The sequence below is a fragment of the Mesorhizobium helmanticense genome (genome assembly GCF_003034915.1).
GTDB classification, from domain to species: Bacteria; Pseudomonadota; Alphaproteobacteria; order Rhizobiales; family Rhizobiaceae; genus Mesorhizobium; species Mesorhizobium helmanticense.
The window spans coordinates 1-23,021 of the sequence record NZ_PZJX01000033.1 but is presented as its reverse complement, the minus strand read 5'-3'; the positions used below and the strand labels follow the sequence as shown (position 1 = coordinate 23,021).

At 60.7% G+C, this 23,021-nt stretch carries 23 protein-coding genes and 1 tRNA gene; 14 read left to right on the top strand and 10 right to left on the bottom strand.

Going from position 1 to position 23,021, the window contains the following annotated elements:
• On the bottom strand, positions 1–1,173 hold the full coding sequence (locus C9427_RS19230; protein ID WP_107650692.1) for a D-alanyl-D-alanine carboxypeptidase family protein: 1,173 nt from the start codon (positions 1,171–1,173) through the stop codon (positions 1–3).
• Between the two features lie 234 nt (positions 1,174–1,407).
• On the opposite strand from C9427_RS19230, the gene C9427_RS19225 reads away from it, so the two are divergent.
• From C9427_RS19225 to C9427_RS19210, 4 genes are all read left to right on the top strand, one after another.
• Entirely contained in the window at positions 1,408–2,571 is a 1,164-nt protein-coding gene (locus tag C9427_RS19225) for a M20 aminoacylase family protein (RefSeq protein ID WP_107650691.1), read from the top strand.
• 84 nt (positions 2,572–2,655) lie between these two features.
• Positions 2,656–2,732, top strand: a tRNA-Arg gene (locus C9427_RS19220).
• A 231-nt stretch (positions 2,733–2,963) separates the two neighbouring features.
• Complete coding sequence (locus tag C9427_RS19215) at positions 2,964–3,173, top strand: ChaB family protein (RefSeq protein WP_107650690.1); 210 nt, start codon at positions 2,964–2,966, stop codon at positions 3,171–3,173.
• Positions 3,174–3,263: 90 nt separating this feature from the next.
• Positions 3,264–3,479, top strand: a complete 216-nt coding sequence (locus C9427_RS19210) for a hypothetical protein (protein WP_107650689.1) — start codon at positions 3,264–3,266, stop codon at positions 3,477–3,479.
• Between the two features lie 275 nt (positions 3,480–3,754).
• On the opposite strand, the gene C9427_RS19205 is transcribed toward C9427_RS19210, so the two are convergent.
• The 5 genes from C9427_RS19205 to C9427_RS34135 form a co-directional block, all read right to left on the bottom strand.
• Positions 3,755–4,195 carry a baeRF12 domain-containing protein gene (locus C9427_RS19205; protein ID WP_425351662.1) on the bottom strand — a complete coding sequence of 147 codons (441 nt, stop codon included), beginning with the start codon at positions 4,193–4,195 and terminating at the stop codon, positions 3,755–3,757.
• A gap of 69 nt (positions 4,196–4,264) precedes the next feature.
• Positions 4,265–4,912, bottom strand: coding sequence for a BON domain-containing protein (locus tag C9427_RS19200; protein ID WP_097574219.1), 648 nt, complete (start codon positions 4,910–4,912; stop codon positions 4,265–4,267).
• A gap of 193 nt (positions 4,913–5,105) precedes the next feature.
• The gene (locus tag C9427_RS19195) at positions 5,106–5,561 is read right to left on the bottom strand and encodes a pyridoxamine 5'-phosphate oxidase family protein (RefSeq protein ID WP_208636382.1); all 456 of its coding nucleotides are present in this window, start codon (positions 5,559–5,561) and stop codon (positions 5,106–5,108) included.
• 52 nt (positions 5,562–5,613) lie between these two features.
• A complete protein-coding gene (locus tag C9427_RS19190) occupies positions 5,614–5,769 on the bottom strand; it encodes a hypothetical protein (protein WP_107650688.1) in 156 nt (51 codons plus the stop codon).
• A 1,005-nt stretch (positions 5,770–6,774) separates the two neighbouring features.
• Positions 6,775–6,942, bottom strand: coding sequence for a hypothetical protein (locus C9427_RS34135; protein WP_167434405.1), 168 nt, complete (start codon positions 6,940–6,942; stop codon positions 6,775–6,777).
• Positions 6,943–7,282: 340 nt separating this feature from the next.
• Here C9427_RS34135 and C9427_RS19180 point away from each other — a divergent pair, with 340 nt between their 5' ends.
• From C9427_RS19180 to C9427_RS19160, 4 genes are all read left to right on the top strand, one after another.
• Positions 7,283–7,840 carry a Spy/CpxP family protein refolding chaperone gene (locus C9427_RS19180; protein ID WP_245437106.1) on the top strand — a complete coding sequence of 186 codons (558 nt, stop codon included), beginning with the start codon at positions 7,283–7,285 and terminating at the stop codon, positions 7,838–7,840.
• 362 nt (positions 7,841–8,202) lie between these two features.
• Positions 8,203–8,628, top strand: coding sequence for a DUF2267 domain-containing protein (locus tag C9427_RS19170; RefSeq protein WP_107650685.1), 426 nt, complete (start codon positions 8,203–8,205; stop codon positions 8,626–8,628).
• A 3-nt stretch (positions 8,629–8,631) separates the two neighbouring features.
• Positions 8,632–9,327, top strand: a complete 696-nt coding sequence (locus C9427_RS19165) for a phosphoribosyltransferase (RefSeq protein WP_107650684.1) — start codon at positions 8,632–8,634, stop codon at positions 9,325–9,327.
• Between the two features lie 133 nt (positions 9,328–9,460).
• A complete protein-coding gene (locus C9427_RS19160; RefSeq protein WP_107650683.1) occupies positions 9,461–9,910 on the top strand; it encodes a pyridoxamine 5'-phosphate oxidase family protein in 450 nt (149 codons plus the stop codon).
• Positions 9,911–10,028: 118 nt separating this feature from the next.
• On the opposite strand, the gene C9427_RS19155 is transcribed toward C9427_RS19160, so the two are convergent.
• Positions 10,029–10,865 (bottom strand): universal stress protein, encoded by an 837-nt coding sequence (locus C9427_RS19155; RefSeq protein ID WP_107650726.1) that lies wholly within the window; start codon positions 10,863–10,865, stop codon positions 10,029–10,031.
• 192 nt (positions 10,866–11,057) lie between these two features.
• On the opposite strand from C9427_RS19155, the gene C9427_RS19150 reads away from it, so the two are divergent.
• Positions 11,058–11,423 (top strand): c-type cytochrome, encoded by a 366-nt coding sequence (locus C9427_RS19150; RefSeq protein WP_342587254.1) that lies wholly within the window; start codon positions 11,058–11,060, stop codon positions 11,421–11,423.
• A gap of 124 nt (positions 11,424–11,547) precedes the next feature.
• Here C9427_RS19150 and C9427_RS19145 read toward each other — a convergent pair whose 3' ends face one another.
• Positions 11,548–12,894, bottom strand: a complete 1,347-nt coding sequence (locus C9427_RS19145; RefSeq protein ID WP_245437105.1) for a ferredoxin reductase family protein — start codon at positions 12,892–12,894, stop codon at positions 11,548–11,550.
• A 562-nt stretch (positions 12,895–13,456) separates the two neighbouring features.
• On the opposite strand from C9427_RS19145, the gene C9427_RS19140 reads away from it, so the two are divergent.
• The 5 genes from C9427_RS19140 (at position 13,457) to C9427_RS19120 (ending at position 18,979) form a co-directional block, all read left to right on the top strand.
• Positions 13,457–14,170, top strand: coding sequence for an ABC transporter ATP-binding protein (locus tag C9427_RS19140; RefSeq protein WP_107650681.1), 714 nt, complete (start codon positions 13,457–13,459; stop codon positions 14,168–14,170).
• A complete protein-coding gene (locus C9427_RS19135) occupies positions 14,164–16,530 on the top strand; it encodes an ABC transporter permease (protein WP_107650680.1) in 2,367 nt (788 codons plus the stop codon). Before C9427_RS19140 ends, C9427_RS19135 begins: the two co-directional genes overlap by 7 nt.
• 2 nt (positions 16,531–16,532) lie before the next feature.
• A complete protein-coding gene (locus C9427_RS19130; protein ID WP_107650679.1) occupies positions 16,533–17,720 on the top strand; it encodes an efflux RND transporter periplasmic adaptor subunit in 1,188 nt (395 codons plus the stop codon).
• Positions 17,721–17,882: 162 nt separating this feature from the next.
• Positions 17,883–18,287 (top strand): OsmC family protein, encoded by a 405-nt coding sequence (locus C9427_RS19125; RefSeq protein WP_107650678.1) that lies wholly within the window; start codon positions 17,883–17,885, stop codon positions 18,285–18,287.
• Entirely contained in the window at positions 18,284–18,979 is a 696-nt protein-coding gene (locus C9427_RS19120; RefSeq protein WP_107650677.1) for a VIT1/CCC1 transporter family protein, read from the top strand. Before C9427_RS19125 ends, C9427_RS19120 begins: the two co-directional genes overlap by 4 nt.
• A 78-nt stretch (positions 18,980–19,057) precedes the next feature.
• On the opposite strand, the gene C9427_RS19115 is transcribed toward C9427_RS19120, so the two are convergent.
• Complete coding sequence (locus tag C9427_RS19115; RefSeq protein ID WP_107650676.1) at positions 19,058–20,119, bottom strand: AI-2E family transporter; 1,062 nt, start codon at positions 20,117–20,119, stop codon at positions 19,058–19,060.
• Positions 20,120–20,234: 115 nt separating this feature from the next.
• Positions 20,235–22,802 carry a cation-translocating P-type ATPase gene (locus C9427_RS19110; RefSeq protein WP_107650675.1) on the bottom strand — a complete coding sequence of 856 codons (2,568 nt, stop codon included), beginning with the start codon at positions 22,800–22,802 and terminating at the stop codon, positions 20,235–20,237.
• Between the last annotated feature and the right edge of the window lie 219 nt (positions 22,803–23,021).

Genomic DNA, 23,021 nt, shown 5'->3' with positions numbered 1-23,021 from the left:
CTAGTTCAAGACCTTGGCTGGCTCGTCGCCCTGGGCAGCGGTGGCGGAGCCGACCACCGTCGGCTCGGCACCGGGCGGCGGCGGCACATCGGGGCGCCAGGTCGGCAGCGGCACATCGGCATATTCCTGGCCGGTCTCATCGAGCATGGCCTTCGGCTTCGGCCCGGTGGCGCCGCCAAGGCCGACAGCGACCAGCGTCGGCACATGGTCGAGCTTTTCCTGGTAGGGCGACTTCGGCGCTTCCTTGTCGCCGACAGGCGCTGCGGCCTCCGACTGTTCCACCGCCGGCTTCTTCCTGCAGAGCTCGTCGCGCAGGTCATTGACCGACGTCGTGTCGCCATAGGCGGGCAGCGCCGCGATCGTGATCCAGTTCGGCTGGGCCGTCGCAAAACCCTGGTCGAGCAGTCTGGCCGCCGTCTCGGCGCGGCTGACGGCCGATTGTTCACCGAGCACCACGGCGACCAGCGTGCGGCCGTTGCGCGTTGCCGAGCCGATCATGTTGAAGCCCGAGGAGCAGACGAAACCGGTCTTCATGCCGTCGGCGCCCGGATAGCGGCCGATCAGGAGATTGTAGTTCGAGATCTGCTTCTTGCCGATGGCCAGCCCCTCGATCGAGAACCAGGGAACATATTGCGGAAAGTCCTTGCGTATCGCCATCACCAGCAAAGCGAGGTCGCGCGCCGTCGTATATTGCTCCGGCGAATAAAGCCCGTTCGGATTGACGAAATGCGATCCGGTCATGCCGAGCCGGCGCGCCTCGGCGTTCATGCGTTCGGCGAAAGCGGCTTGCGAACCGCCGACATTCTCGCCGACAGCCATGGCAATATCGTTGGCCGATTTCACCAGCATCATCTTCAGCGCATTGTCGAGCCGCATGACCGAACCCGGCTTGAAGCCCATCTTGCTCGGCGGTTCGCCAGCGGAATGCTTCGTCACCTTGATCGGCGAATCGAGCTGGACCTCACCGGCCGCGATCGCGCGAAACGTCACATAGGCGGTCATCAGCTTGGTCAGCGAGGCTGGATACCAGCGCTTGAAAGCATCCTGGTGCTGGAGAATCCTGCCGCTCTTCAGGTCGAACACGATTGTCGGATTGGCCAGAGCCGGTCCGGCCAACATCGCAAGCGCCACGGCGCCCGCCAACAAAATTCCAGGGAAATGCCTGTAGCGCATGGTGTAATCCGAAATCGCCTCTTGCCGTAGTCGCCCCTGGCTCCGTAAGATTTCGTTACGCGATCGCCAGCATGATGGTCCGATCCCTCAACCCGGACAATAGTGTTGCGGTGCTATTTACCCTATGTGACGTCAAGATGGCAAAGCGCCTGAATGACAATTGTAAACGAACAGGCATAATAGCAAAACAGCAGGCGCAACCTGCCTGCTCCAACAAGCCAAGATGGAACCATCATGCCAATCCTGAACCGCGCCGCCGAAATGCAGGACGAGGTCGCCGGCTGGCGCCGCCATTTGCACCAGACGCCAGAGCTGAATTTCGATGTCTTCAAGACCGCAGCTTTCGTCACCGACAAGCTCAGGGCATTCGGCTGTGACGAAGTGGTGACCGGGCTCGGCAAGACCGGCGTCGTCGGCATCATCCGCGGCCGTCAGGGCGACGGCGCGACCATCGGGCTGCGCGCCGATATGGATGCGTTGCCGATCAACGAGATCACCGGCAAACCCTACGCCTCGGCCACTCCGGGCAAGATGCACGCCTGCGGCCATGATGGCCACACCGCCATGCTGCTGGGCGCTGCCAAATATCTCGCCGAGACCCGCAATTTCACCGGCTCCGTCGCGGTGATCTTCCAGCCCGCCGAAGAGGGCGGCGGCGGCGGCAACGAGATGGTCAAGGACGGCATGATGGACCGCTTCGACATCTCCAAGGTGTTCGGCATGCACAACATGCCGGGCCTGCCGGTCGGACAGTTCGCCATCAGGCCGGGCCCGATCATGGCGGCGACCGCCGAATTCACCATCACCGTCAAGGGCCGCGGCGGCCATGCCGCGATGCCGCACGGCACGATCGACCCGATCGTCATCACCAGCCAACTGGTCGGCGCGCTGCAGACGATCGCCTCGCGCAGCACCGATCCGGTCGAGGCGGTGGTGGTGTCGGTGACGAAATTCCACGCCGGCGATGCCTATAATGTCATTCCCGAGAGCGCCGAAATCGCCGGCACCGTGCGTACGCTGAAGAAGGAAATCGCCAAGAAGTCCGAGGAGCGCATCCGCACTATCTGCGATGGGCTGGCCACGGCCTTCGGCGCGACGATCGAGGTCGATTACAACGCCAACTATCCCGTCACCTTCAACCATGCGGAAGAAACGGTCTTTGCCAGCGATGTCGCGGCAGGAGTCGCTGGCGACGCCCAGGTGCACCGTGCCATCCAGCCGGTGATGGGCGGCGAGGATTTCTCCTATATGCTGGAAGCCCGGCCAGGCGCCTTCATCTTCATCGGCAATGGCGAGACCGCTGGCCTTCACCATCCGGCCTACGACTTCAACGACGAAGTCATCCCGCACGGCATGAGTTACTGGGTGAAGCTCGCGGAGACTGCGCTGGCGGCGTAGCAGCGTCGGCACAGGGCGCTGCACAATTGCGTTCAGTCCGCCTCTTGGCGAACCGCCTCGAAGCGGTTATGTGTCTGGCCGCGTGGTCCCGTAGCTCAGTAGGATAGAGCGGCAGATTCCTAATCTGTAGGTCACAGGTTCGATTCCTGTCGGGATCACCAACGATTTCAAATACTTAGGGAAACTCTCGCCGTACTTTTTTGTGAAATTTTTGCGAAATTTAGTACGGAGGGTTTCGTGGACCTGCAGTAAGGGCGGCTCAGCGCTGAGAATTATCCGCGTGTTGGATTCTTCTGGATAGATAGCCATGGCGCTCGGAGCCACCTCCAATGGTGTGTTCATCAGTCACATCACAGCCGTGGGCGTCGGCTTGGCTGCCAGTGAGAACAGCAATGCCCTATGCGACCGAGAAAGATCTTCCACCGTCTGTCAGGGCGCTTCTGCCCCTGCATGCTCGGGAGATCTTTCGCGCTGCCTTCAACAGCGCTTGGGACGAATATGCCGACCGAGGCGAGACCCGTGAAGAAATAGCTCACCGTGTCGCCTGGGCAGCCGTAAAGCGCCTTTATCGAAAGGAAGGCAGGGATTGGGTGCCGTTGTGAGGAGCCCGGTCAATTTGATCGAAATCAAAACCATCCCTGCCGTGTTCATTCATATGATTTCAAATCAGGCGCTTAATTAATGCGGGTTCAATGACGGACGTCGTCGCCAGGCTTCTCAATGCGTGCAATGCTGAAAAGGACAAGGGAGCGGATTTTCCGACGATTTGGAAAACCATCCTGAAGGTGCACCCTTACGTCGCGGGGTCGCCGATTCAGGACAGCGGCGAGGGGGGGCCTATGTTGAGAATTCCCCTGATCACCGGTCAGTTTCTCGTCTTCCTCGGTTCCAACTTCTCTCTTCTCTAAAGCGGGATGCGTTCAACTTGAACCGTGCATCCCGGTCAAGAGCATGATGCCCAAAAGTGTGAAGCGGTTTTCGGACGACATCATGCTCTATCTCTTTGATTTAGAGCCGGATTCAGATTTCAGGTCGACTTGACCTGAAATCATCCGGCTCTAGCGTGCCGCCGGCATCCACCCACCCCGCCCTCTTGGTGACGGCCAATCCACCCGAAGTCCCATGCAAAAGCCTCTCGACTATCGTCGAGATCAGCAGTTTGGTCGATGATCTGACCGGAGACTCAAGCCGCCGCTAATGTACCCGCAATGGCCTCGGCGGAATGTTTCGCGAGATCCTTGGCCAGCTCGCCCATCAGCTTTGCTCTCAACGGAGCCTGGAAGTGCCTGCGCAGCTCACCCAGCGTGCGCGGATCGGCGATCACCACGACATGCTCGAACGCGTCCGTCAGCGCCTCGCGATTGAGATAGGCAGCCACGGCTGCGGCCAAGTCGTCTTCCCGCAGGCGGGAGTCGTCAGGATTGGCGGCGGAGCTGCGATGCCTGCCGCCCGAGCCAGTGTTCGCCAGGTGCAGCTCCGGCTCGGGCATTTCGACCAGGTCGATCCGAGGTTCGTGACCTTTGTTGCGGAACAGACGCAGCTTGTCGCCGTCGGCTACCGCGACGAGGGTACCGTTGGTCAAAATCATGTTGTTCTCTCCTTTGACGTGCGGATCAAGATCCAATGCAGTCTCTGGCCATCGTTGGCGACGCGGCGGCCACCGATGAAGTCGCCGCATCGAACTCGTGAGCCATCAGATTATGGAAATACGATCGTCCACAGTTCGGACGCCCGGTGACGACCAGGCGGCACGTTCCGCTGCCTGGCGCTCTGACCACGCCCGGACCTTGCCTTCAAGGGTAACCTTGCCATCCAGAACGTTGACGCGGATCGACTGTGCTTCGGTTTCGGCATCGCGCTTCAGGGCATTCTCGATGCGCTTCTTGATGTCGGATACCGAGGCTCGTGGAATGATGTCGATCTGGTTGGCAACGCCGACGACGCCCGCCAGGCCGCGCACGGCCTCGGCCGCGGCATTCTTCTGGTACTGCCATTCGAGTTTCCCCGTCAGCGTGATCCATCCGTCCTGTACCTTGACCTGAACCTTGTCCCTCGGGATGGAGACATTCCAGGTGATCGCATCGACCGCGCGCTTGGCGATCTCGTCGTCGGCGGTTCCTTTCAAGCCAACTAGCCGAACTTCGATTTCCTCGGCGAGGCCCTTCACGCCCTTGACCCGCTTGACCACATTTTCGGCAGTTGTCTTTTCCCAATAGGAAGAAACATGCCCGGTCAGTGTGACGATGCCGTCTTCGACGGCGACGCCGATGTGCGCAGCGTCGATGCTCGGCTCGAATTCCAACTCATCGAGGATGTTCTGACGCAACGTTAAGTCCGTCATGGTCTGTCTCCTGTTTGTTGAGCGGACTTCTCGCCCGCAACGACAACAAAAGCATCCTTTGCGCCCCTGCTCATTGATCCGGCTCAATGCCGGCTCAGATAGTCAGCTGGTTGGACGATTGGCGTGATCGTCAGGAGGTGGCGGAAGTGCCACAAGCCAATGGTGTCGCATACTGTCCAAGGTTTCGGCGATATCATCGGCCCCGATCTTGACGAGATCGGTGTGACCAAAACCCAAGGAATAGTCGAGTACAGAGATGATCGTTGGGGCGTACCCTGAACAACTTCACTGGTGCGGCCTCACTGGGCTGGATAGCCGAAATCTGCGGGAAGCGCTGCACCATCAAGCGGCCAATTTCTGTGAGTTCGGAAGGCAAAACGACTTCCGTCGCAGTCGCCGCCATCGACAACCCCTTGATCTCCAGCCAGTCCTCATAGGGTGCGGTCATGGCGACCGAAACGCGTGGGTCGCGCGCGATATTCATAGCCTTCTGCGAGCCGGCTCCGCAGCCGAAATAGAGCAGCAGACCATCATGGACGAACGAGACCACCGTCGCCTGTGGCGAGCCGTCGGAGCGGGTGGTTGCTATCGTCATGTCCATGCAACGCGCCAGGATGTCGACCATCTTCTGCTGAAGCTTGTGTTTCATGAGACTCTCCTCGTTTGTTCAAAGCGGCCCAGCATCTCAGCCTGCGCCACCTTCACGCCGCCGGAACCAGCTCGGCGGTTCGCCGCAACGGCGCGAAGTCGTCAGGCGTCAACGTTTCTTTCTCGAGCAGCAGCTTGGCGCCGGCGCGCAGGTCGGCGATCCTTTCCCGAAGCACATCCTTGGCTGTGGCAAAGGCTTCCTCGATCATGCCGCGCACTGCCAGGTCGACCTCAAATCAAGGATCGGCAACACCGCGGGGTGCCAGGTCTGCGGGGATGAACGCGCGCCAGGCGAAAGGCTATTTCGAGCCAGGCGATCAGCTATTTCGAGCTATTTCCGCTCCAACGCCAGCAAGCCTTTGACGACACGCTGCTGTTCCGGATTGGTATCGCACGCGAGCAAATCCAGATGGGTCCTTTGCTGAGAGACTTCCTATCGCCAGTAGCTTAGTCGATAGCGAGCAGAGGGTTAGAAATAGCTAACTCCGCGCAATTGGCTACGAGGCAATGTCAAGCCATGCCTGCTGCTTTCTAGGTGGAATCCCATAAGGACCAAACCGGATTTCGCAATTTCGTTTATTGCGCCATTGATCTCATAAGCACGGGCAGATGGTCATATCGATGTTGGTGACATCAGCGTCACAATCGGGACCGACTTCCCGTGCCTCTCCGCCCCCAAGCAGAAGGCATGAGCAACTTGCCGGGCCTGCGCACCAGTGAGATCGTGAGATGGCAGACCCTGCAGCACGTAACGGCCCAACGGCGGTAAACTCGAGCGCTGATCGCCGTACGGAACACATTCCCGTGCCCTGCACACAAGGCGAAAACCAATCGTCGGATTTGACTTGCGTCAAGGATGCCTTTGCCATTCCATCCAAAGATGAATCCATGTGGCAACCAATATCGACCGCCCCTTTCGATCGGGATTTGGAATTGGCCGTTATGGACAGGGACGGCCCTCACGCGCTCGTTTTTCCCTGCAAGCGTGTACTGACAGGCTGGATTAAGTCAGCCACGAAGGAGCGGGTCGGCATCTCACCTAGCCATTGGCGAATATGGGAACCTGCCAATAACGAGTTCTAGAGCATGATGCCGAAAAGTGTGAAGTCAAGTCGACCTGAAATCTGAATCCGGCTCTCAATCAAAGAGATAGAGCACGATGTCGTCCGAAAACCGCCTGAAATGATCCGGCTCTAGCGGCGTTGGCGCGCTTTCTATTTATTTTGCCTGTTTTTTTCGCTCATTAGCCTGCTGGCTTGTCTGAGTTTTTCTTCCTCTTTCGCGAGCAGATCGAGCAGGGTCTTCCGCTTGACCTCATCCTGTTCCTCGGTCAAGCGCTGTCGAAAATGCTCGATATTTAACTGGGCGATCCGCTTATCCACTCATCACATAGCAGCCGCAGCGGCTTCCCTGTTTGTACGTTTACAACATAGCATAGTCGGATCTACAGGCATCGCGACAAAAATCGGGTGCATCGAGTAGCCGCAGTTCGATCTCTTTCAAAGCGCCCGCGCCTGATCCCGCCGATATGCGTCAGTTCCACCAAAGGCGTGCTTCAGGTGCGCGGGACCTCAGTAGCCTTGGAACCATTCCCGATACGAATGTCCCCCCTTGAGCAATCCGCACCTACGACGATGCCGTCTCGTTGATACAGGTCAATGCCGCCAACGTCACCGTATGATTTCCTTGGTCTTAGGCAGTTTGCTGTGAAGGAGGCGATCAATGTTGAATGTGCGCGGTATTTTAGCAGCAGGGCTGATGCTGAGCGTAGTCGCAATTCCTGTTGTGGCTGGGGCGGAGGACAATGATTCCGGTTGGTGGCCTCGGTGGGGCATGGGCCGGATGATGATGGGTCAATGGGGCATGGGCGGCCCCATGGGTGGCTTTGACTCGGACGAGATACTCGATCGAATTGACGGACGCCTCGCTTTCCTCAAGACGGAACTGAAGATCACCGACAAGCAGACCCCATCCTGGGACGAGCTTGCCGGCGTGATCCGCAGTACAGCCGAAGCGCACAACGCGCTGATGCAGGCCATGATGAAGGAATTCCAGGGCGGTGAGTTTCTGAAGAAGCCCCTGCCCGAGCGCCTGGTCTACCAACAGACCCATCTCGAAGCGCGCCTTGAGCAGGTGAAATCCATCAGGGCGTCGGTCGAAAAGCTATACGCAACGCTGAGCGACGAGCAGAAGAAGGCAGCCGACGACATCGTCCTGCCGATGATGGGCATGGGCATGGGGCGCTCCGGCGGCTTCGGGCCTGGAATGATGTCCCGATAGCCTCCGTTGCGGCCTGACTGTCTGGATCACCTTGTCATTGAGTCCAAGCGGACACAATCAGATGCATCGACAAAAGGAAGCCCGCTGCCGGAGGGAGGTGGCAGCGGGCTCAGCATCACGATGGATCAGGGAGGACAACCCATCGCTGACCCACGTCAGGGGAGGACATGGGCAGCCCACAGGTAGGAACATGTTCCTACTATTCAAGAGAGACGATTTGGTTTTTTGAGAGACCGTAGTTCATTCCGATCCGCCTGCCTGCCGACGCGCTTGGCATGGTCACCCCAGGACGATTTGATCCGGCTCAATGCGAACATCGCTCCGTAGGCCAGAATGCCAAGGCAGATTAAGGGAGCGATCGCATGACCCACACATCAGCCACGGGATTCACGCATGCCGCCGAGCAGGCCCAGCAATGGGTGAACGAGTTGGTCCAAGATGTGGGCTTGAGCGAACAAAATGCCCACAGGCTTTTGAAATCCGTCCTGCACACATTGCGAGACTGGCTGACGCCAGAGGAGATGGCCGACCTTTCAGCTCAACTACCCACACTCATCAGGGGCATATATTTCGAAGGCTGGAGACCGGACACGGCGATGTGGGAAAGGAAAAAGCGTGACTTCGTGATTTGTGTTCGAAACAGCTTTGGATATGAGCCTGACGTCGATATCGACCAGGCGATCAAAGCGGTTTTCAAGGTCCTCGACCGTCATATCTCGCATGGCGAAATCGTCCAGGTCCGGAACTCGATGAAGAAATCGCTTCGTCAGCTCTGGCCGGTGGATTGACCGATGTTTCGCGATCGTCAGGAGGCCGGACAAAAGCTTGGCGTTGAGTTGGAGAAACTCGGTTTACATCAGCCGGTCGTTCTCGCCTTGCCGCGAGGTGGTGTCCCTGTCGCGGTGGAGGTGGCCAAAGCCCTGAAGGCGCCACTCGATCTGGTGATCGTGCGCAAGGTTGGCGCGCCGGGAAATCCCGAACTGGCTGTCGCGGCGATCGTGGATGGCAACCCCCCGGACATTGTGCTGAACCGCGAGATCGTCGAGGCCTACGCACTCGACGATGACGAGCTTCGCGTCTTGATCGCCAAGGAGCGCCCAGAACTGGAACGGCGCCGGCTCGTCTATCGTGGCGAGCGCCGACCTCTATCGGTCACCGGAAAGACGGCGATCATCGTCGATGACGGTGTCGCGACCGGGACGACCATGAAGGTTGCGATCCGGGCACTGAAGCGACGGTCGCCGCGCGAGATCGTCGTGGCAATCCCTGTTGCGCCGCCCGACACGTTGGCCGAACTGGCACAGGAGGCGGATTGGACCGTATGCCTTAGTCAACCGGCGCGCTTCCATGCCCTCGGTTACCACTACCGCAACTTCCCCCAGCTTACCGATGAAGAAGTGACGGAAGCACTGGCCAAAGCCGGCCAGGAACGCAATGCGGATCAACGAATAATCCGACGCAAGACCGCGAAGCTTCGAGAGGTTTGAAAGTAACGAACTGGCAAGTCTTCGGACGGATTGGTTGTGTCAGGCAAATCGAGACCATTCATGTGAACGACGAAGCCGCCGAATTCAGGAGCGCCTGTCACCCAACAGCAAGACAGGCACGGAGAGCCGAACGATGATCATCCAACCCATGTCTACACTTGAATGCACGAAGCTGCTGGCGGCGAGTCGGCTCGGGCACCTAGGGTGCACGAAAGACGGGCAGCCCTACGTTGTACCGATCCACTACGCCTACGCTGATCACCATCTCTACGCCTTCTCGATGCCCGGCAAGAAGGTCGAATGGATGCGGGTCAACCCGCTGGTGTCCGTGCTAGTCCATACGCGCGGCGAAGGGCAAGAATGGAAAAGCGTCGTAATTGATGGTCGATACGAGGAATTGCTGGACCGGATAGACCACATGCCCGAACGGGAGCACGCCTGGTCAATCCTGAGCAAGCATGTCGACTGGTGGGAACCTGGGGCCCTTAAGCCGGGAACACCTCCGCTTGCGGAACACTCGACGCATGTGTTCTACCGGATTTCGATCGAGCACTTGTCTGGCCGTGAAGCGAAAGCAAAATAGCCGACGCGGTCTCGCCAGCATGCAACCCAAAACTACTGTCGCGGCAACGGCATGAGATGATTTGCCTTCAAGTTACAATCTCTGCGGTTATAAGCGCCGGCCGTTGAATTCTCGTGCTTCATCGCGCGACCAGGGTCGGCAGTGAGGGCCCTTCAAGCATCGATCTGGTGACGCCGCCGAAGATGCGTTCGCGCAACCGCGAATGACCGTAGGCTCCCATCACCATTAGGTCGGCAGCAATGTCGACGGCATGCTGGCGAAGCACGTCGGCAACGGAATGGGTCGCACTCGGCAGCCGGTCGACCGTGACCTTCACGCCATGTCGAGCGAGATAGGCAGCAACATAGGCTCCCGGTTCCGCCCCGTGACGGTTTTCGCCCTCCACGGGATCGACCAGGACAAGATGCACTCCGTCGGCACTGATCAGCATATCGATTGATTCCCGTACGGCGCGCGATGCCTCAAGCCGCGAATCCCAGGCGACCAGCACCCGCTTCGGCTTCAGCGTCGGCCGCGAACCTTGGGGAACCAGCAGAAGCGGCTTGCCGGAGGAGAACAGCACGCCTTCGATCGCCTTGTTTTTCAACGTTGCGCCTGCCAGCAGTTCCGGCCCGAGAACGGTGATATCGGCATAAAGGGCGCGGCGACCGATTGTCTCGTCGGCCCAGCCGGCTTCCGGATATTCGCTGTCGATATCCGCGGAAAGCCCCCGGCCCGCGAGCAAAGCCGTCATGGCAGCTGTTGTCTTCTTCAAGAGCTTTTCCTCTGCCTGCCGCTCCTTCAGCCAGTCTTCTGAAATAACTGCGGCATATTCTCCGACCGGCGGCGGTGCCGCGAGCACCACTACGAGAACGGCAAGGTGCGCGCTGGCCTCCTCGCAAAGGCCAGCGACGAGTTTGACATCGCCGTCGCTCATGCCTGGCCCCGTGACCGTGAGTATTGTCTTGAATGACATGGCAGCCACTCCCGCGTTTGAGTGAACGTTCGCGAAGAAACAATAGCGAGTCCGAACGCAACGACATTGCGCTGCGTCAAAGCAGGGATTGACCCCGATCAACATACCGGTCCGCACGATGGCTTAGACTATCGCCAATAGCAGCTGATTGGGGCGTATATGAAACTCTTGAGAATGGCGGCATGCGCGAGCTTGACCTTCAATGCAGCCGTCGCGCAGGAAATGTCCTATGGCGAGGCGGAATACCTGAACTCCTGCGCGGTCTGTCACGGGGTTGACGGCAAGGGCGACGGCCCCTTGCGCGACCTGCTGATCAAGCGGCCGGCCGACCTGACGCATCTTGCCGAACGTAATGGCGGGACATTTCCCTATTCGAGGGTCTTCGCGACTATCGACGGTCGCTACGCCATACCAAGCCATGGCAATCGCGAGATGCCTGTCTGGGGCTACCAGTTTCTTGAGGACGACGCAAAAACCTACGGCCCGACCGGCGGCGAGGTGGTGACCACGGAACGCATTCACAATCTGGCAGGTTACATCGAGACGCTGCAGCATTAGATTCAGCCAGCAGCAAAGATCATCGAAATGACTGCTCCGCGATGGATCGGTACTGGCCACGCGTTCCAGAAACAGCCGCGCGTCAGCGACTGCCCATGCCGCTACGCGGCTCCTGTCCCCTTATTCAACGCAGCTCGAAGAGCTCCCGGTGGAATCGATCTTCGATCGGCATTCCATGGGCGGCGAAGTCTGCCTGTAGCGCGGTGCCGAACCTGCTTGGGCCACAGAACCAAACGCTTGCCTCGCGCCAGCCGGGAACTGTCTCACGGATGCGTTCACCGGTGAGCGTGCCGTGACGGGCGTCGATCAGCAGGTGCAGGCGGACATTGGCGGCGCGGGCGTCCCCGGCCAGGCGTTCCAGTGCCCTCTCGTCCACTTCTCGCGTGGTGTGGAAGAGGTCGATCTCAGGACGCCCGCCCTTGGGTTGAAGGCTGGCCATCTGCTTCAGGCGCGCAACGAAGGGGGTGATGCCGATACCAGCGCCGACCCAAATTTGATGCGGCAAGCCGTCATCAAAGGTGAAGCAACCATATGGGCCTTCGACCGTCACCTTCTGACCCACCTTGAGCCTATCCACGAGGCCGGTTGTGTGATCACCGAGCTCCTTGGAAATGAAAGTGACCTTGGGATCTGAAGGGTTCCAAGCCGAAGCGATGGTGTAGGGATGCGCCCCCTCGAACGGATTGGTAGTGGCAAAGGCGAACTGCCCGGCCTCGTGGCCCGCCCAACCGGGACCCAGCTTCACCACCATCTCGAGCGAGTGGACGCCCGGGTAGTGGCGCATTTCGGCAATCTCGCCGGCCACGCGTCGCCCGACGCCGATCCGCCCAAAAAGCGAGACGAGCGCCGAATAGCTGCCGCCGATCATCAGAGCCGCCAGGACTGGCCCGAGCGGCGTGATCCACATGCCGTAGTCCAACAGAATGACAGCGTGGAATACCAGCACGAGATAGGCAATGGGCATGAGCCGGTGGCTGTAGCGGAAGATATGGTATGGAATCAGCTTGATCAGTGCGATCAGCAACAGGATGACCATACCGTAAAAGGCCCATTGCCCCAATCCCTCCGCCGCGCCGCGGAAGCCGAGCAGGAACTGCTGGATCGGATCGGTGATTTCCGGGCGCGCCCCGCGCTCAGGGCGCCCGAGAAGCCCTAGGCCGACTGCCCATTTGGGGACCTCGGACCAGAGCCAATGAAGCACCGCGAGCCCGAGCGCCCCGATGCCCAGCCATTTGTGCAGCCGGTACATCTTGTCGAGGCCGCCCAATCTGATCTCAGGCCAGCGCGGTCTCAGCGACAGGATCATCGCCACGCTCATGGCGGCAATTGCCAGCACGCCGCTGAACTGCATCATGGACTGGCGCAGGGCAAAGACGTTCTGAATGAAGAAGATGTCGCGGTTCAACGCGAGCCAGAGAAGGGTGAAAAGGCCCCAGAAGCCCCAGAAGCGCCGAAGGTTGGCGAGTGACATCTGTCGTCCTTTCTCGGAAATCTGAAAGCTCCTTGCGACGCGCAGGTCTTCGCCGCCATGACTTGAGTCAATTGCAGCTCGAACATTGGCGCGAAATTTCCGTGCGCTGAGCGGAGCACGAACAACACCTGCTCGACCATGATCCAGTGCGGTTGCGCTGTTCGACAGCGCCCGCTGTCCTTGCTTCGATTTGCGATGCGCGACGCGCGGCCAAAGTCGCTAGATCCGCGAGCACGGTGCCGGGCCGGCCCCACTCGGGCGGGATCGTCTCGACCGCCAGCCTCGTCGTCGGCGCGGCCACAACGGCGTCCGGAGGCGGCGCGGTATTGATGGCCGGCACGATTTTCGGCGTGACGGCGCGGTCTCCCCCATTCGGTCAAACGATACTGGAAAAAACCGGATGTCCGGGCTTTTGGCCGAAGGGTGCTGCGGTTTGCTCACCACAGTTCCGAACTTGATAAGAGTCAAGGTGATCAAGCCGCCCAGGCTGTAGGACCTTCCGGCGTGGGCCGGAACCGGAGTCCGCATGCCAGTCCAGGGACGAGACGTGGAGAGTTCAGCAATGCAACCTCAGGCCCCGGTGTTCGTGGCCCGAGGACTGACCAAGGTCTATGGCTCGGGCGATTCACGTGTCGTGGCGCTGAAGGATGTCGACCTCGATATCCGACAAGGCGAATTCATCGTACTTCTTGGTCCCTCCGGTTCGGGCAAATCGACCCTGCTCAATATCCTCGGCGGGTTGGACGCTCCAACGTCAGGCACGGCGAGGTGGCGAGATCACGAGCTGACCGGAGCCAGCGACGAGCAGCTCACGACATACCGGCGCGAGCATGTCGGCTTCGTGTTTCAATTCTACAACCTGATACCGAGCCTCACTGTCGAGGAGAACGTGCGGCTGGTCGCGCAAATCGCCAGCAATCCGATGACACCAGCCGAAGCGCTCGAACTCGTCGGACTGTCACACCGCGCCGGTCACTTTCCTTCACAACTGTCCGGTGGAGAACAGCAGCGCGTCGCGGTGGCGCGCGCAATCGTGAAACGGCCGGATATCTTGCTCTGCGACGAGCCGACCGGCGCGCTCGACGTCGACACCGGCAGGCTGGTTCTGGCGGCAATCGCCAAGGTCAACGCGGAACTGAACACAACGACCGCGGTGATCACTCACAACTCGGCAATCGCGGGGATGGCTCATCGCGTGTTGCGGCTGAGCGGCGGGCGCATCGTCAAGGAAGAACCGAATCCGCGGCGCATCCGGGCCGAGGATGTGACATGGTGAACGTCCTGGACATCAAGGTGGCGCGCGACCTCTGGTCGATGCGGCTTCAGGTCCTTAGCATCGCGCTGCTCGTCGCGGCCGGCGTGGCCGTCTTCGTGATGTCGGTGTCGAACTACCAGGCGCTGATCGGCGCCATGGAGGCGCACTACCGCAACGAACGTTTCGCCGACATCTTTGTGGGCATGACGCGCGCGCCGCTCTCGGTTGTCGACCGGCTACGCGAAATCGACGGCATCGGCATTGTGGAGCCGCGCGTCGCCGAGCCAGTGCGCGTGATCCGCGAGGACACCAATCTCCCGATCTCGGGGCGGGTCATCTCGCTCCCGGCAGCGGGTCAGCCGTTGCTCAACCGCCTGCATCTCGTGCAGGGACGCTGGCCCGATCCGCTGCGACCGGAAGAAGTCATCATCAACGCGGCGTATGCCGAGGCACGCGCCGTGCGGAGCGGTGAAACCATTGAGGTGGTGCTCAATGGCCGGCTGCAGGGCTTCCGTGTCGTGGGCACCGCCCTGTCACCCGAATTCATCTTTGCCACCCGCGCCGCGGTACCGCTTCCGGACGATCGGAATTTCGTGGTGGTGTGGGCAAGCGAGGATGCAATGGCGGGCGCATTCGATATGAAAGGCGCGTTCAACGACGCGCTGATGACCCTGGCGCCCGGCGCAAGACCGCAACATGTCCTGGAAGAGGTCGATCGTTTGCTGGCGCCATACGGCGGCACCGGAGCCTATGGCCGGAGCGATCAGCCGTCGCACCGCTTTCTCAAGGATGAACTGGCGGAACAGGAGACGCTGAGCATCGTCATGCCGTCAGTCTTCTTCGGCATCGCGGCGTTCCTGCTCAACGTCGTCGTCGGCAGGATGGTGGAAGCACAACGGGGGCAGATCGCTTCGCTGAAGGCGTTGGGGTTTGCGAACCGTACCATCGCCTTGCACTACTTCAAGCTGGTCACCGCCATCGCATTGCTGGGATCGGCGATAGGTCTGGTCGTGGGGCGCTGGTTCGCGATTGGGGTTGTCGGGAGCTATGGCGCTTTCTTCCGGTTTCCCTCACTGGAGGCGCAACTGGAGCCATGGCTGCTCGTTGCGGCGGCCCTTGTCAGCGTCGGCGCGGCGAACCTTGCCGCGGCATCGGCGGTGTACCGGATTGCCATTCTTGCTCCCGCCGAAGCCATGCGTCCCGAGACGCCACCCGCGTTGCACACGTTCAGCTGGCTACAGACGATTGGAAGCCAGAGAATTCCGCTCCAGTACATTATAGCGGCGCGCACGATCCTCGGGCGGCCCGTGAGGACGCTGTTGACGACCGTCGGAATCGCGCTGGCCATTCCGCTCATTCTGTTCGGGCTCTACTGGTTCGACGCCATCGACTACATGATCGATGTAAGTTTTGGACGCATTGAGCGCGGTGACGCCTTTGTTACCTTCACGGAACCTGTCTCTGCGGATGCACTCTACGAGTTGCGGGCGATACCTGGCGTGCTTGAAGCTGAAGTCCAGCGTGTCGTGCCGATCACATTGCGAGCAGGGCATCGCGCCTATCGCACCTCGGCGACTGGTTTGGATTCCGCCTCCGAGCTCAAGGTGCTGAGAGACAGCGCGCTACGGCCGATTGCCGTCCCCTCCGATGGCATCATGCTCAGCCGGACGATCGCGAGGCAGCTCGATCTCAAGGCCGGTGACAGTGTCACGATCGAGGTGCTCGAAGGCAGCCGAACCGTGAGAGAAGTCACCGTCCGCAGGATCTCGGACGATATTTTGGGGGCGTCCGTGACGTTGCAGCGCACCGCACTCAATCGCCTGATGCGGGAGGGGCCCGTTGCGAATGTCGCGACTTTCAGGTTCGATCCGGGTCAATCTGAACTGCTCTGGTCCAGGATAAGGTCAATGCCGAAGATCGAGGGAAGCTCGGTCAAGGCTCTATGGTTTGCGTTGTTCAACGAAACGATCGGCGGAATGGTGGTTATCGGCGCGCTGGTCCTCTCGGGGTTTGGAATGCTGATCGCCATAGGCGTGGTCTACAACAGTGCGCGCATCGCCTTGCAGGAGCGCGCCTGGGAATTGGCCAGCCTGCGCATAATCGGGCTGACGCGGCGTGAGGTATCTGCTGTCATTATCAGCGAGCTTGTCGTGGAGCTGATTGTGGCTATTCCCGCCGGGCTCCTGATCGGACGGTACCTGATTGAATTGATCGCGTCGGCGCGTGCGAGCGAGTCGTTTCAGATCCCCGCTGTGATCGATCGGAGCAGTTATGCCATCGCCGCGCTCCTGGTCATCGGCGCGGCCATTGCCAGTTTCATCACAATCCGCCGCAGGATCGAAAAGCTCGATCTCGTGGCCGTCCTGAAGACGAGGGACTGAGCATGAAGCGTCGAACAACTTCGATCGTCGGCGCACTGGTGCTGGCGCTTGCGGCACTGGGCTTCTACTGGCTCCTGATGCCGCAACCGATCCTTGTCGAAACCGCCGAGGTGGTGACCTCGCGCTTCCAGGACACGGTTGAAGAGGACGGCCGCACGCGCGTGCGCGATCGCTATCTGGTGTCGGCGCCTTTGTCCGGGCGTATCCAGAGGTTGACACTCAAGGCCGGCGATACCGTGCGGACGGGACAGAAACTGGCGACCATTACCCCGCCAGTTTCGCCGCTTCTCGACCCCCGCGTGCGGCTGGAACTCGAGGCTCAGGTCGGTGCCGCCGAGGCGGCAGTCGAGGAGACGGCATCGCTTCACGAGCAGGCCAAGGTGCTGCTGGCTCAAGCCAGTGCGGATCTCGAACGCACGAGAGAACTCGTCAAGCGGAACGTGTCGGCAGCGGCTCAACTGGAGCGTGAGGAATTCCTGTTCCGTTCCACGGAGCGACAAACCGATGCCGCCGAGCGGCGCTGGCACGCGGCGACGCATCTGCTGGAACAGGCGCGCGCGGCACTGAACTCCGCCGACAATCCCGAGGTCAGCGAGAGCTTCCCGGTATCCTCCCCCATCGACGGCCGCGTTCTCAGGGTCATGCAGGAGAGCGAGACCATTGTCGCGCAGGCAGCCCCACTGCTCGAGTTGGGTGATCCTGGCGATCTCGAAATTGCCGTCGACGTTTTGACGACCGATGCCGCCAGAATAAGGGAGGGCGACAAGGTGATCATCGAGCGCTGGGGCGGCCCCACGGATTTGCATGGGGCCGTGCGGCGCGTCGAGCCCTCCGGCTTCACCAAAGTCTCCGCGCTCGGCGTTGAGGAGCAGCGCGTCTGGGTCATCGTCGACATAACCTCGCCACGAGAGACGTGGGCCAGCTTGGGGGATGGCTACCGCGTCGAGGTCAAGATCGTGGTCGACGAGAACGACCAGGCAATCGTCGTGCCGATCGGAGCCCTGTTCCGGCGCGGCGATGCCTGGAGCGTCTTCGTTGTCGAGGCAGGCCGCGTTCATCTCCGAGAGATTGAGGTTGCGCGGCTTTCAGCACGCGTTGCAGCTGTGGCGCAGGGCGTGCGCCCTGGCGAGATCGTCGTCGTCTATCCACCTGCTAGCCTTGCCGAGGGGAGCGAGGTCAAGCTCCAGTAAACGCGGCCTCGCTAGATATTCTGGATCGCCGCTAGGTTTCCGGCGAAATCACAATCGAGATGCCGATCGGGTTCTGACCTGGATCAATACCTGGTTCCCCGACAAAGGCTAGAAACGCGGAAACGTCGCCTACCACGTAAGCATCGGGGGAACAGGTGCATCATGTTCGAATACAGCGTTGAAGCCAGACGGACCGATGCACGAGGCAGCGTGGCAACGACCAAGAACGCCGCGCTCGTTCTCGACACCTGTCTCGAGGGCCGACCCGATGCCTTCAATCCAGCCGAACTGCTTCTGGCGGCCATCGCCGCCTGCATGATCAAGGGCATCGAGCGCGTCACGCCGATGCTCGGTTTCAAGCTGCGCGGCGTCAAGGTCGCATTGCATGCGGTTCGACGCGACAGCCCGCTGGGGATTGCTTCCATCGACTATGAGCTTGTCGTCGACACCGATGAAACCGACCAGCGGCTGGAGCTGCTGCACAAGAACGTCCGCAAGTACGGCACGATTTCCAATACAGTCGCCGCCGCCACGAAACTCGAAGGCACGATCCGGAGAAAAGCATGAGCCGCCTGCATGTCGAAAGTCACCTGGTGTCGCGGATCGGCTGGCTGCGCGCCGCCGTGCTGGGGGCCAATGACGGGATCGTCTCGACCGCGAGCCTGATCGTCGGCGTGGCGTCGGCCGCCGCGCCGACTTCGCAGGTCCTGGTCGCCGGCATAGCCGGGTTGGTGGCGGGCGCCATGTCGATGGCGGCCGGCGAATATGTCTCGGTCAGCTCCCAGTCGGACACCGAGAATGCCGACCTCGCCCGCGAACGCGAGGAACTCAGGACCCAGCCGGAATTCGAGCGCGAGGAACTGGCGCAGATCTACGTCAAGCGCGGGCTGGAGACGGGCCTGGCGCGCCAGGTCGCCGATCAGCTCATGGCCAGGGATGCGCTGGCCGCGCACGCCCATGACGAACTCGGCATTTCCGAAATGACCACGGCGCGGCCGATCCAGGCGGCGCTGACCTCGGCGGCGACCTTCAGCGTGGGCGCGGCGATGCCGCTGCTGATGGTGCTGGTGTCGCCGGCCTCCATGTTGGTGCTGGCGGTTTCGGTGGCGTCCCTGCTTTTCCTCGCTCTGCTGGGCGGCATCGGCGCCAGCGCGGGCGGCGCCAACATTCTTCGCGCAACGCTGCGCGTCACCTTCTGGGGCGCTTTTGCCATGGCGCTCACCGCCGGCATCGGCGCGCTGGTCGGCACCGCGGTGTAAGCTGCGGGCGAGCCCAGCGCTCGGATCCGACCGCGCGTTTACCCCGTACTGTCGTCCGCCGGACATTTCGGCAAGAGATCAGTCCGGTCGCTTGCGGCCGCTGATTTTATCGCGTGCAGCCCATACCTCGACGAGCAGCATCGTCACCGTGACAGCCAAGGGTCCCAGTATGAATCCTGGAGCCCCGAACAGGGCGAGCCCACCTATCATCGATATGAAAGCGGGAATCGTGTGAAGCCTCAGCTGGTTTCCGACCAACATCGGACGAAGGACGTTGTCGATCCCGCCTACGACGATGCCGCCCCACGCCGCGAGGATAAGAGCCTTGCCCCAATCGCCATCAAGCAAGAGGAGGATTGCCGCCGGTATCCACACGACGAACGAACCCAACACTGGCACGACGGAAAGCAGGCTCATCACCACGCCCCAAAAAAGGGGCGTCGGCAACCCGAGGATCCAGAACATCAGCCCGCCCAAGGAACCCTGAACTGCTGCCACGGCGAGCGTCCCGTATACCGTGGCATGGACGGTATTGAACACTCGCTGAAACAGCCGCTCGGTGTCTGCGCTGTCCAGCGGCAGCCAGTCGCGGAACAGGCGCGCGACTGCGTTCCGATCACGCAGGAAATAGAACAGCATGTAGAAGGTCAGCAGGACTTCTGCCACCTGCAACACAGAGCCCTTGACGAACGTCGCACCGGCGTTGCTCAACCATGTTGCGACACTCGCCATCATCGCGGGCAGATCGATCTGTTGGTTTATCCACTTTCCAATAGGTGCGATGCCGGGATGGGCGTCCAGGAGACGCTGGAGCTCTCCATCAGCCACCCGGGCCCGGACGGAGGCTGCCCCAGAAGCAGCTTCCTCGACCAGGCGCCCTACCAGCAAAGCTGCCGGGACAACAACGAGAAGCACTATCGCCAAGACCGAAATCATCGCGGCAAGGTTGGGATGCTTAAACTTCGTCTCGATCCAGGCATGGAACGGAGCAAAGAGGATTGCCAGGGCCAACGCCCATGTGATCGCGCCCAAAAACGGCTCGGCCAGAAGCACGCAGACGACAATCCCAACGATCGCGGCGGCGGCTAGCGCAAGCGTGCCCAGGTGGCTTCCACGAAATCGTGGATTGTCAGTCTTCATTGTGCCAACACCGAAACGGTTCGTTCGGGAGTATCCTTCACGTTTCCAACCTTTGTTGACAACCAACTCTTTTCCAACCGACGACCGGTCGTGGACCGGCTCATTGAATTTGCGGCTAGGCCTTCAGCCTTTCCCGCCAGAATGGCTTCAGCAACTCCAAGCATGCCAGCACGGCAGATCCCGCGGTCAGCGCTACTGCCAGATCATTGAGATGCAGCGGTCCGAAGCGGAAAAGACTGGTGGCAAACGGCCACAGAAGCGTCCCGCCCAGCATCAAAGCGACAGCCACGACAACAATCATCAGCGACCGGTTCGGCCTGATGAGCGCGGTCAGAAGCGATGCGCTGAAGGAGCGGTTGACAAAAATCAGTCCCACGATTGTCAGCACCAGCGAGAAAAACGTCAGGGCCCGGATTTCGTTCTCGACCATGCCCTGTCTCAGGGCGACAAGGTAGATGCCGGCGAGAACAGCGAAGGCGAGCGTTCCCTGGATCAGCCCCCACCCGACCAACGCTCCGGAGAATAGTGGCGAGTCCTTTTTGCGAGGCGGACGGCGCATGACATCGTCTTCTTCGCTTTCAGCCTCGAAGACCAGCGAGCACACGGGATCGATCACCATCTCCAGAAAGGCTATATGTATCGGCCCGAACAGGATCGGCAGGCCAAACAGCAACGGCAGCAGCGAGAGACCCGCGATCGGCACGTGGACCGCGAAGATGAACCCCATGGCCTTGCGCAGATTATCGAAGATGCGGCGGCCAAGCCGAACGGCTTTGACGATTGAACTGAAATCGTCGTCGAGGAGGACGATCGACGACGCCTCGCGTGCGACGTCGGTGCCACGGCCACCCATTGCAATCCCGATGTTGGCTGCCTTGAGCGACGGCGCGTCATTGACCCCGTCGCCAGTCATGGCGACGATTTCGCCGCTCGATTTCAGCGCGTTGACTATGCGAAGTTTCTGTTCGGGCAGGGTGCGCGCGAACACGGTTGCGCTCTTCAAGCGCAGTGCCAGTTCGTCATCGCTGAGCGCCTGCATCTCGATGCCGGTCACGACGCTTTCGGCATCAAGGCCGGCCAGGCGCGCGATCATTTTGGCGGTTGCGGGGTAGTCGCCGGTGATCATCATCACCCGGATGCCGGCGGAACGGCAGTCGCTCACGGCTTCGGGAACACTCGCGCGCAGTGGATCCGTCAGGCCGACCAACCCGAGAAATTCAAACTCGAAATCGTGTTGCGTCTCCGGCAAGTCGGTGCCGCGATGCGACGCGTGGGCCACGCCGAGCACGCGCAGCCCCTCGGTCGCCATGGCTTCGATCGAGCCTTTCAGTGCCTTGAACTCCTTTGCGTTCAGATGGCATAGCGCCCCGATCGCCTCGGGGGCGCCCTTTGCCGCAACCAGCGAATTGCCCCGGCCTCTTGTCGACCGCCAGACATTCGACATCGCCAGCAGTCCGGGTCGAAGCGGATATGCGTGGACCAGTCCCCAATCCGGATTGCCCACAATGTCGTGTTTGGACAGCCGTTCCTTGCCGAGCTTGTGGAATGCGATCTCCATGGGATCGAAAGGTATCTCGGCGCTGGCAAGCACACCCGTCTCGGCCAGATCGGCGAATGCCGCGGGCAGAACGGTGTCCGGCTTGTCCGCCGTCCGAAACGACTTTCCATCAGCCGTCCGAAGTTCGGCAATCGTCATCCGGTTCTCGGTGAGCGTGCCTGTTTTGTCGGTGCAAAGGATGGTCGCCGAGCCGAGGGTTTCGATTGCCGCGGCCCTGCGGGTCAGGACGCGCGCCTGTGATATGCGCCACGCCCCCATGGCCATGAAGATCGTCAGCACGACGGGAAACTCTTCCGGCAGCATGGACATGCCAAGCGTGATGCCCGCGAGCACGGCGTCAAGCCATCCGCCTCGCAGAAGCCCGTAAAGCAGGACCGCAACGACGCTGACCGCGCCGCCGACCATTGCAAACGTGCGTACGACGCGCCGCATTTGTACCTGCAATCGCGGCGGTTCCGTCTCCATTGAACGCAGCGAGTGGCCGATCTTGCCGATTTCACTTCGCGGCCCCGTCGCCAGGACTTCGCCCATGCCTGAACCGCGAACGATGAGCGAACCCGAGAATATGAAGGGCAGGTCGTCACCGCCTGGCCTGCGTTCGGTCAGTGGCGGGGCGCTGTCAGCAGCAATCTTTCGGACCGGCACAGATTCGCCGGTAAGCAGGGATTCGTCGCTCTGAAGGTCCTGGCTCTGGAGAAGGATGGCATCGGCCGGCACCCGGTCACCCTCGCCGAGCACGATAAGATCCCCCCGAACAACCTCGCGACCGGCAATGCGCTTGCGTTCACCACCGCGGATGACCAGGGCGCGAGGGCTGGTGAGATCACGCAGCGCCTCCAGAACATGCTCGGTGCGTGTCTCCTGTATGATGGTTATGCCGATCGACATCGTGCCAAAGGCCAGCAGGATCAGCGCTTCCTCCAGATTGCCCAGAAGCAGATAGACAACGCCTCCGCCAAGGAGCAGCGCCAGCATCGGCTCGCGAATGACCTCGAAGGCAATCCGCAACGGCGTGCGTCGACTGGACCTTGGCAGTTCGTTATAGCCTTCGGCAACAAGTCTAGCTTGCGCCTCGGCCTCTGAAAGGCCGGAAAACACATCCGCCGTCGAGACGGGTTGGGTCATGTCAACTGTCTCTGTCTGACTGTCAGCCGATGTCACGGCAGCCTCTCACGAGACGCTATTCAGTGCGACAGGAGGATCGGAAGCCGCGGATCCGCGAGAACGCCCTCGGTTGCGCCGCCAAGCACGAAATCCCTGACGCCATGCGGCTGCCGTCCCAGGCGATGACGACATGGTCAAGCACACCGACATCGGTGGAATCTGGAAGAAGCAAGGTCGGTA

Coding starts and splice junctions, on each gene's coding strand:
- C9427_RS19230 (WP_107650692.1), bottom strand. CDS start 1,173: ATGCGCTACAGGCATTTCCCTGGAATTTTGTTGGCGGGCGCCGTGGCG.
- C9427_RS19225 (WP_107650691.1), top strand. CDS start 1,408: ATGCCAATCCTGAACCGCGCCGCCGAAATGCAGGACGAGGTCGCCGGC.
- C9427_RS19215 (WP_107650690.1), top strand. CDS start 2,964: ATGCCCTATGCGACCGAGAAAGATCTTCCACCGTCTGTCAGGGCGCTT.
- C9427_RS19210 (WP_107650689.1), top strand. CDS start 3,264: ATGACGGACGTCGTCGCCAGGCTTCTCAATGCGTGCAATGCTGAAAAG.
- C9427_RS19200 (WP_097574219.1), bottom strand. CDS start 4,912: ATGACGGACTTAACGTTGCGTCAGAACATCCTCGATGAGTTGGAATTC.
- C9427_RS19195 (WP_208636382.1), bottom strand. CDS start 5,561: ATGAAACACAAGCTTCAGCAGAAGATGGTCGACATCCTGGCGCGTTGC.
- C9427_RS19190 (WP_107650688.1), bottom strand. CDS start 5,769: ATGATCGAGGAAGCCTTTGCCACAGCCAAGGATGTGCTTCGGGAAAGG.
- C9427_RS19180 (WP_245437106.1), top strand. CDS start 7,283: ATGTTGAATGTGCGCGGTATTTTAGCAGCAGGGCTGATGCTGAGCGTA.
- C9427_RS19170 (WP_107650685.1), top strand. CDS start 8,203: ATGACCCACACATCAGCCACGGGATTCACGCATGCCGCCGAGCAGGCC.
- C9427_RS19165 (WP_107650684.1), top strand. CDS start 8,632: ATGTTTCGCGATCGTCAGGAGGCCGGACAAAAGCTTGGCGTTGAGTTG.
- C9427_RS19160 (WP_107650683.1), top strand. CDS start 9,461: ATGATCATCCAACCCATGTCTACACTTGAATGCACGAAGCTGCTGGCG.
- C9427_RS19155 (WP_107650726.1), bottom strand. CDS start 10,865: ATGTCATTCAAGACAATACTCACGGTCACGGGGCCAGGCATGAGCGAC.
- C9427_RS19145 (WP_245437105.1), bottom strand. CDS start 12,894: ATGTCACTCGCCAACCTTCGGCGCTTCTGGGGCTTCTGGGGCCTTTTC.
- C9427_RS19140 (WP_107650681.1), top strand. CDS start 13,457: ATGCAACCTCAGGCCCCGGTGTTCGTGGCCCGAGGACTGACCAAGGTC.
- C9427_RS19135 (WP_107650680.1), top strand. CDS start 14,164: ATGGTGAACGTCCTGGACATCAAGGTGGCGCGCGACCTCTGGTCGATG.
- C9427_RS19130 (WP_107650679.1), top strand. CDS start 16,533: ATGAAGCGTCGAACAACTTCGATCGTCGGCGCACTGGTGCTGGCGCTT.
- C9427_RS19125 (WP_107650678.1), top strand. CDS start 17,883: ATGTTCGAATACAGCGTTGAAGCCAGACGGACCGATGCACGAGGCAGC.
- C9427_RS19120 (WP_107650677.1), top strand. CDS start 18,284: ATGAGCCGCCTGCATGTCGAAAGTCACCTGGTGTCGCGGATCGGCTGG.
- C9427_RS19115 (WP_107650676.1), bottom strand. CDS start 20,119: ATGAAGACTGACAATCCACGATTTCGTGGAAGCCACCTGGGCACGCTT.
- C9427_RS19110 (WP_107650675.1), bottom strand. CDS start 22,802: ATGACCCAACCCGTCTCGACGGCGGATGTGTTTTCCGGCCTTTCAGAG.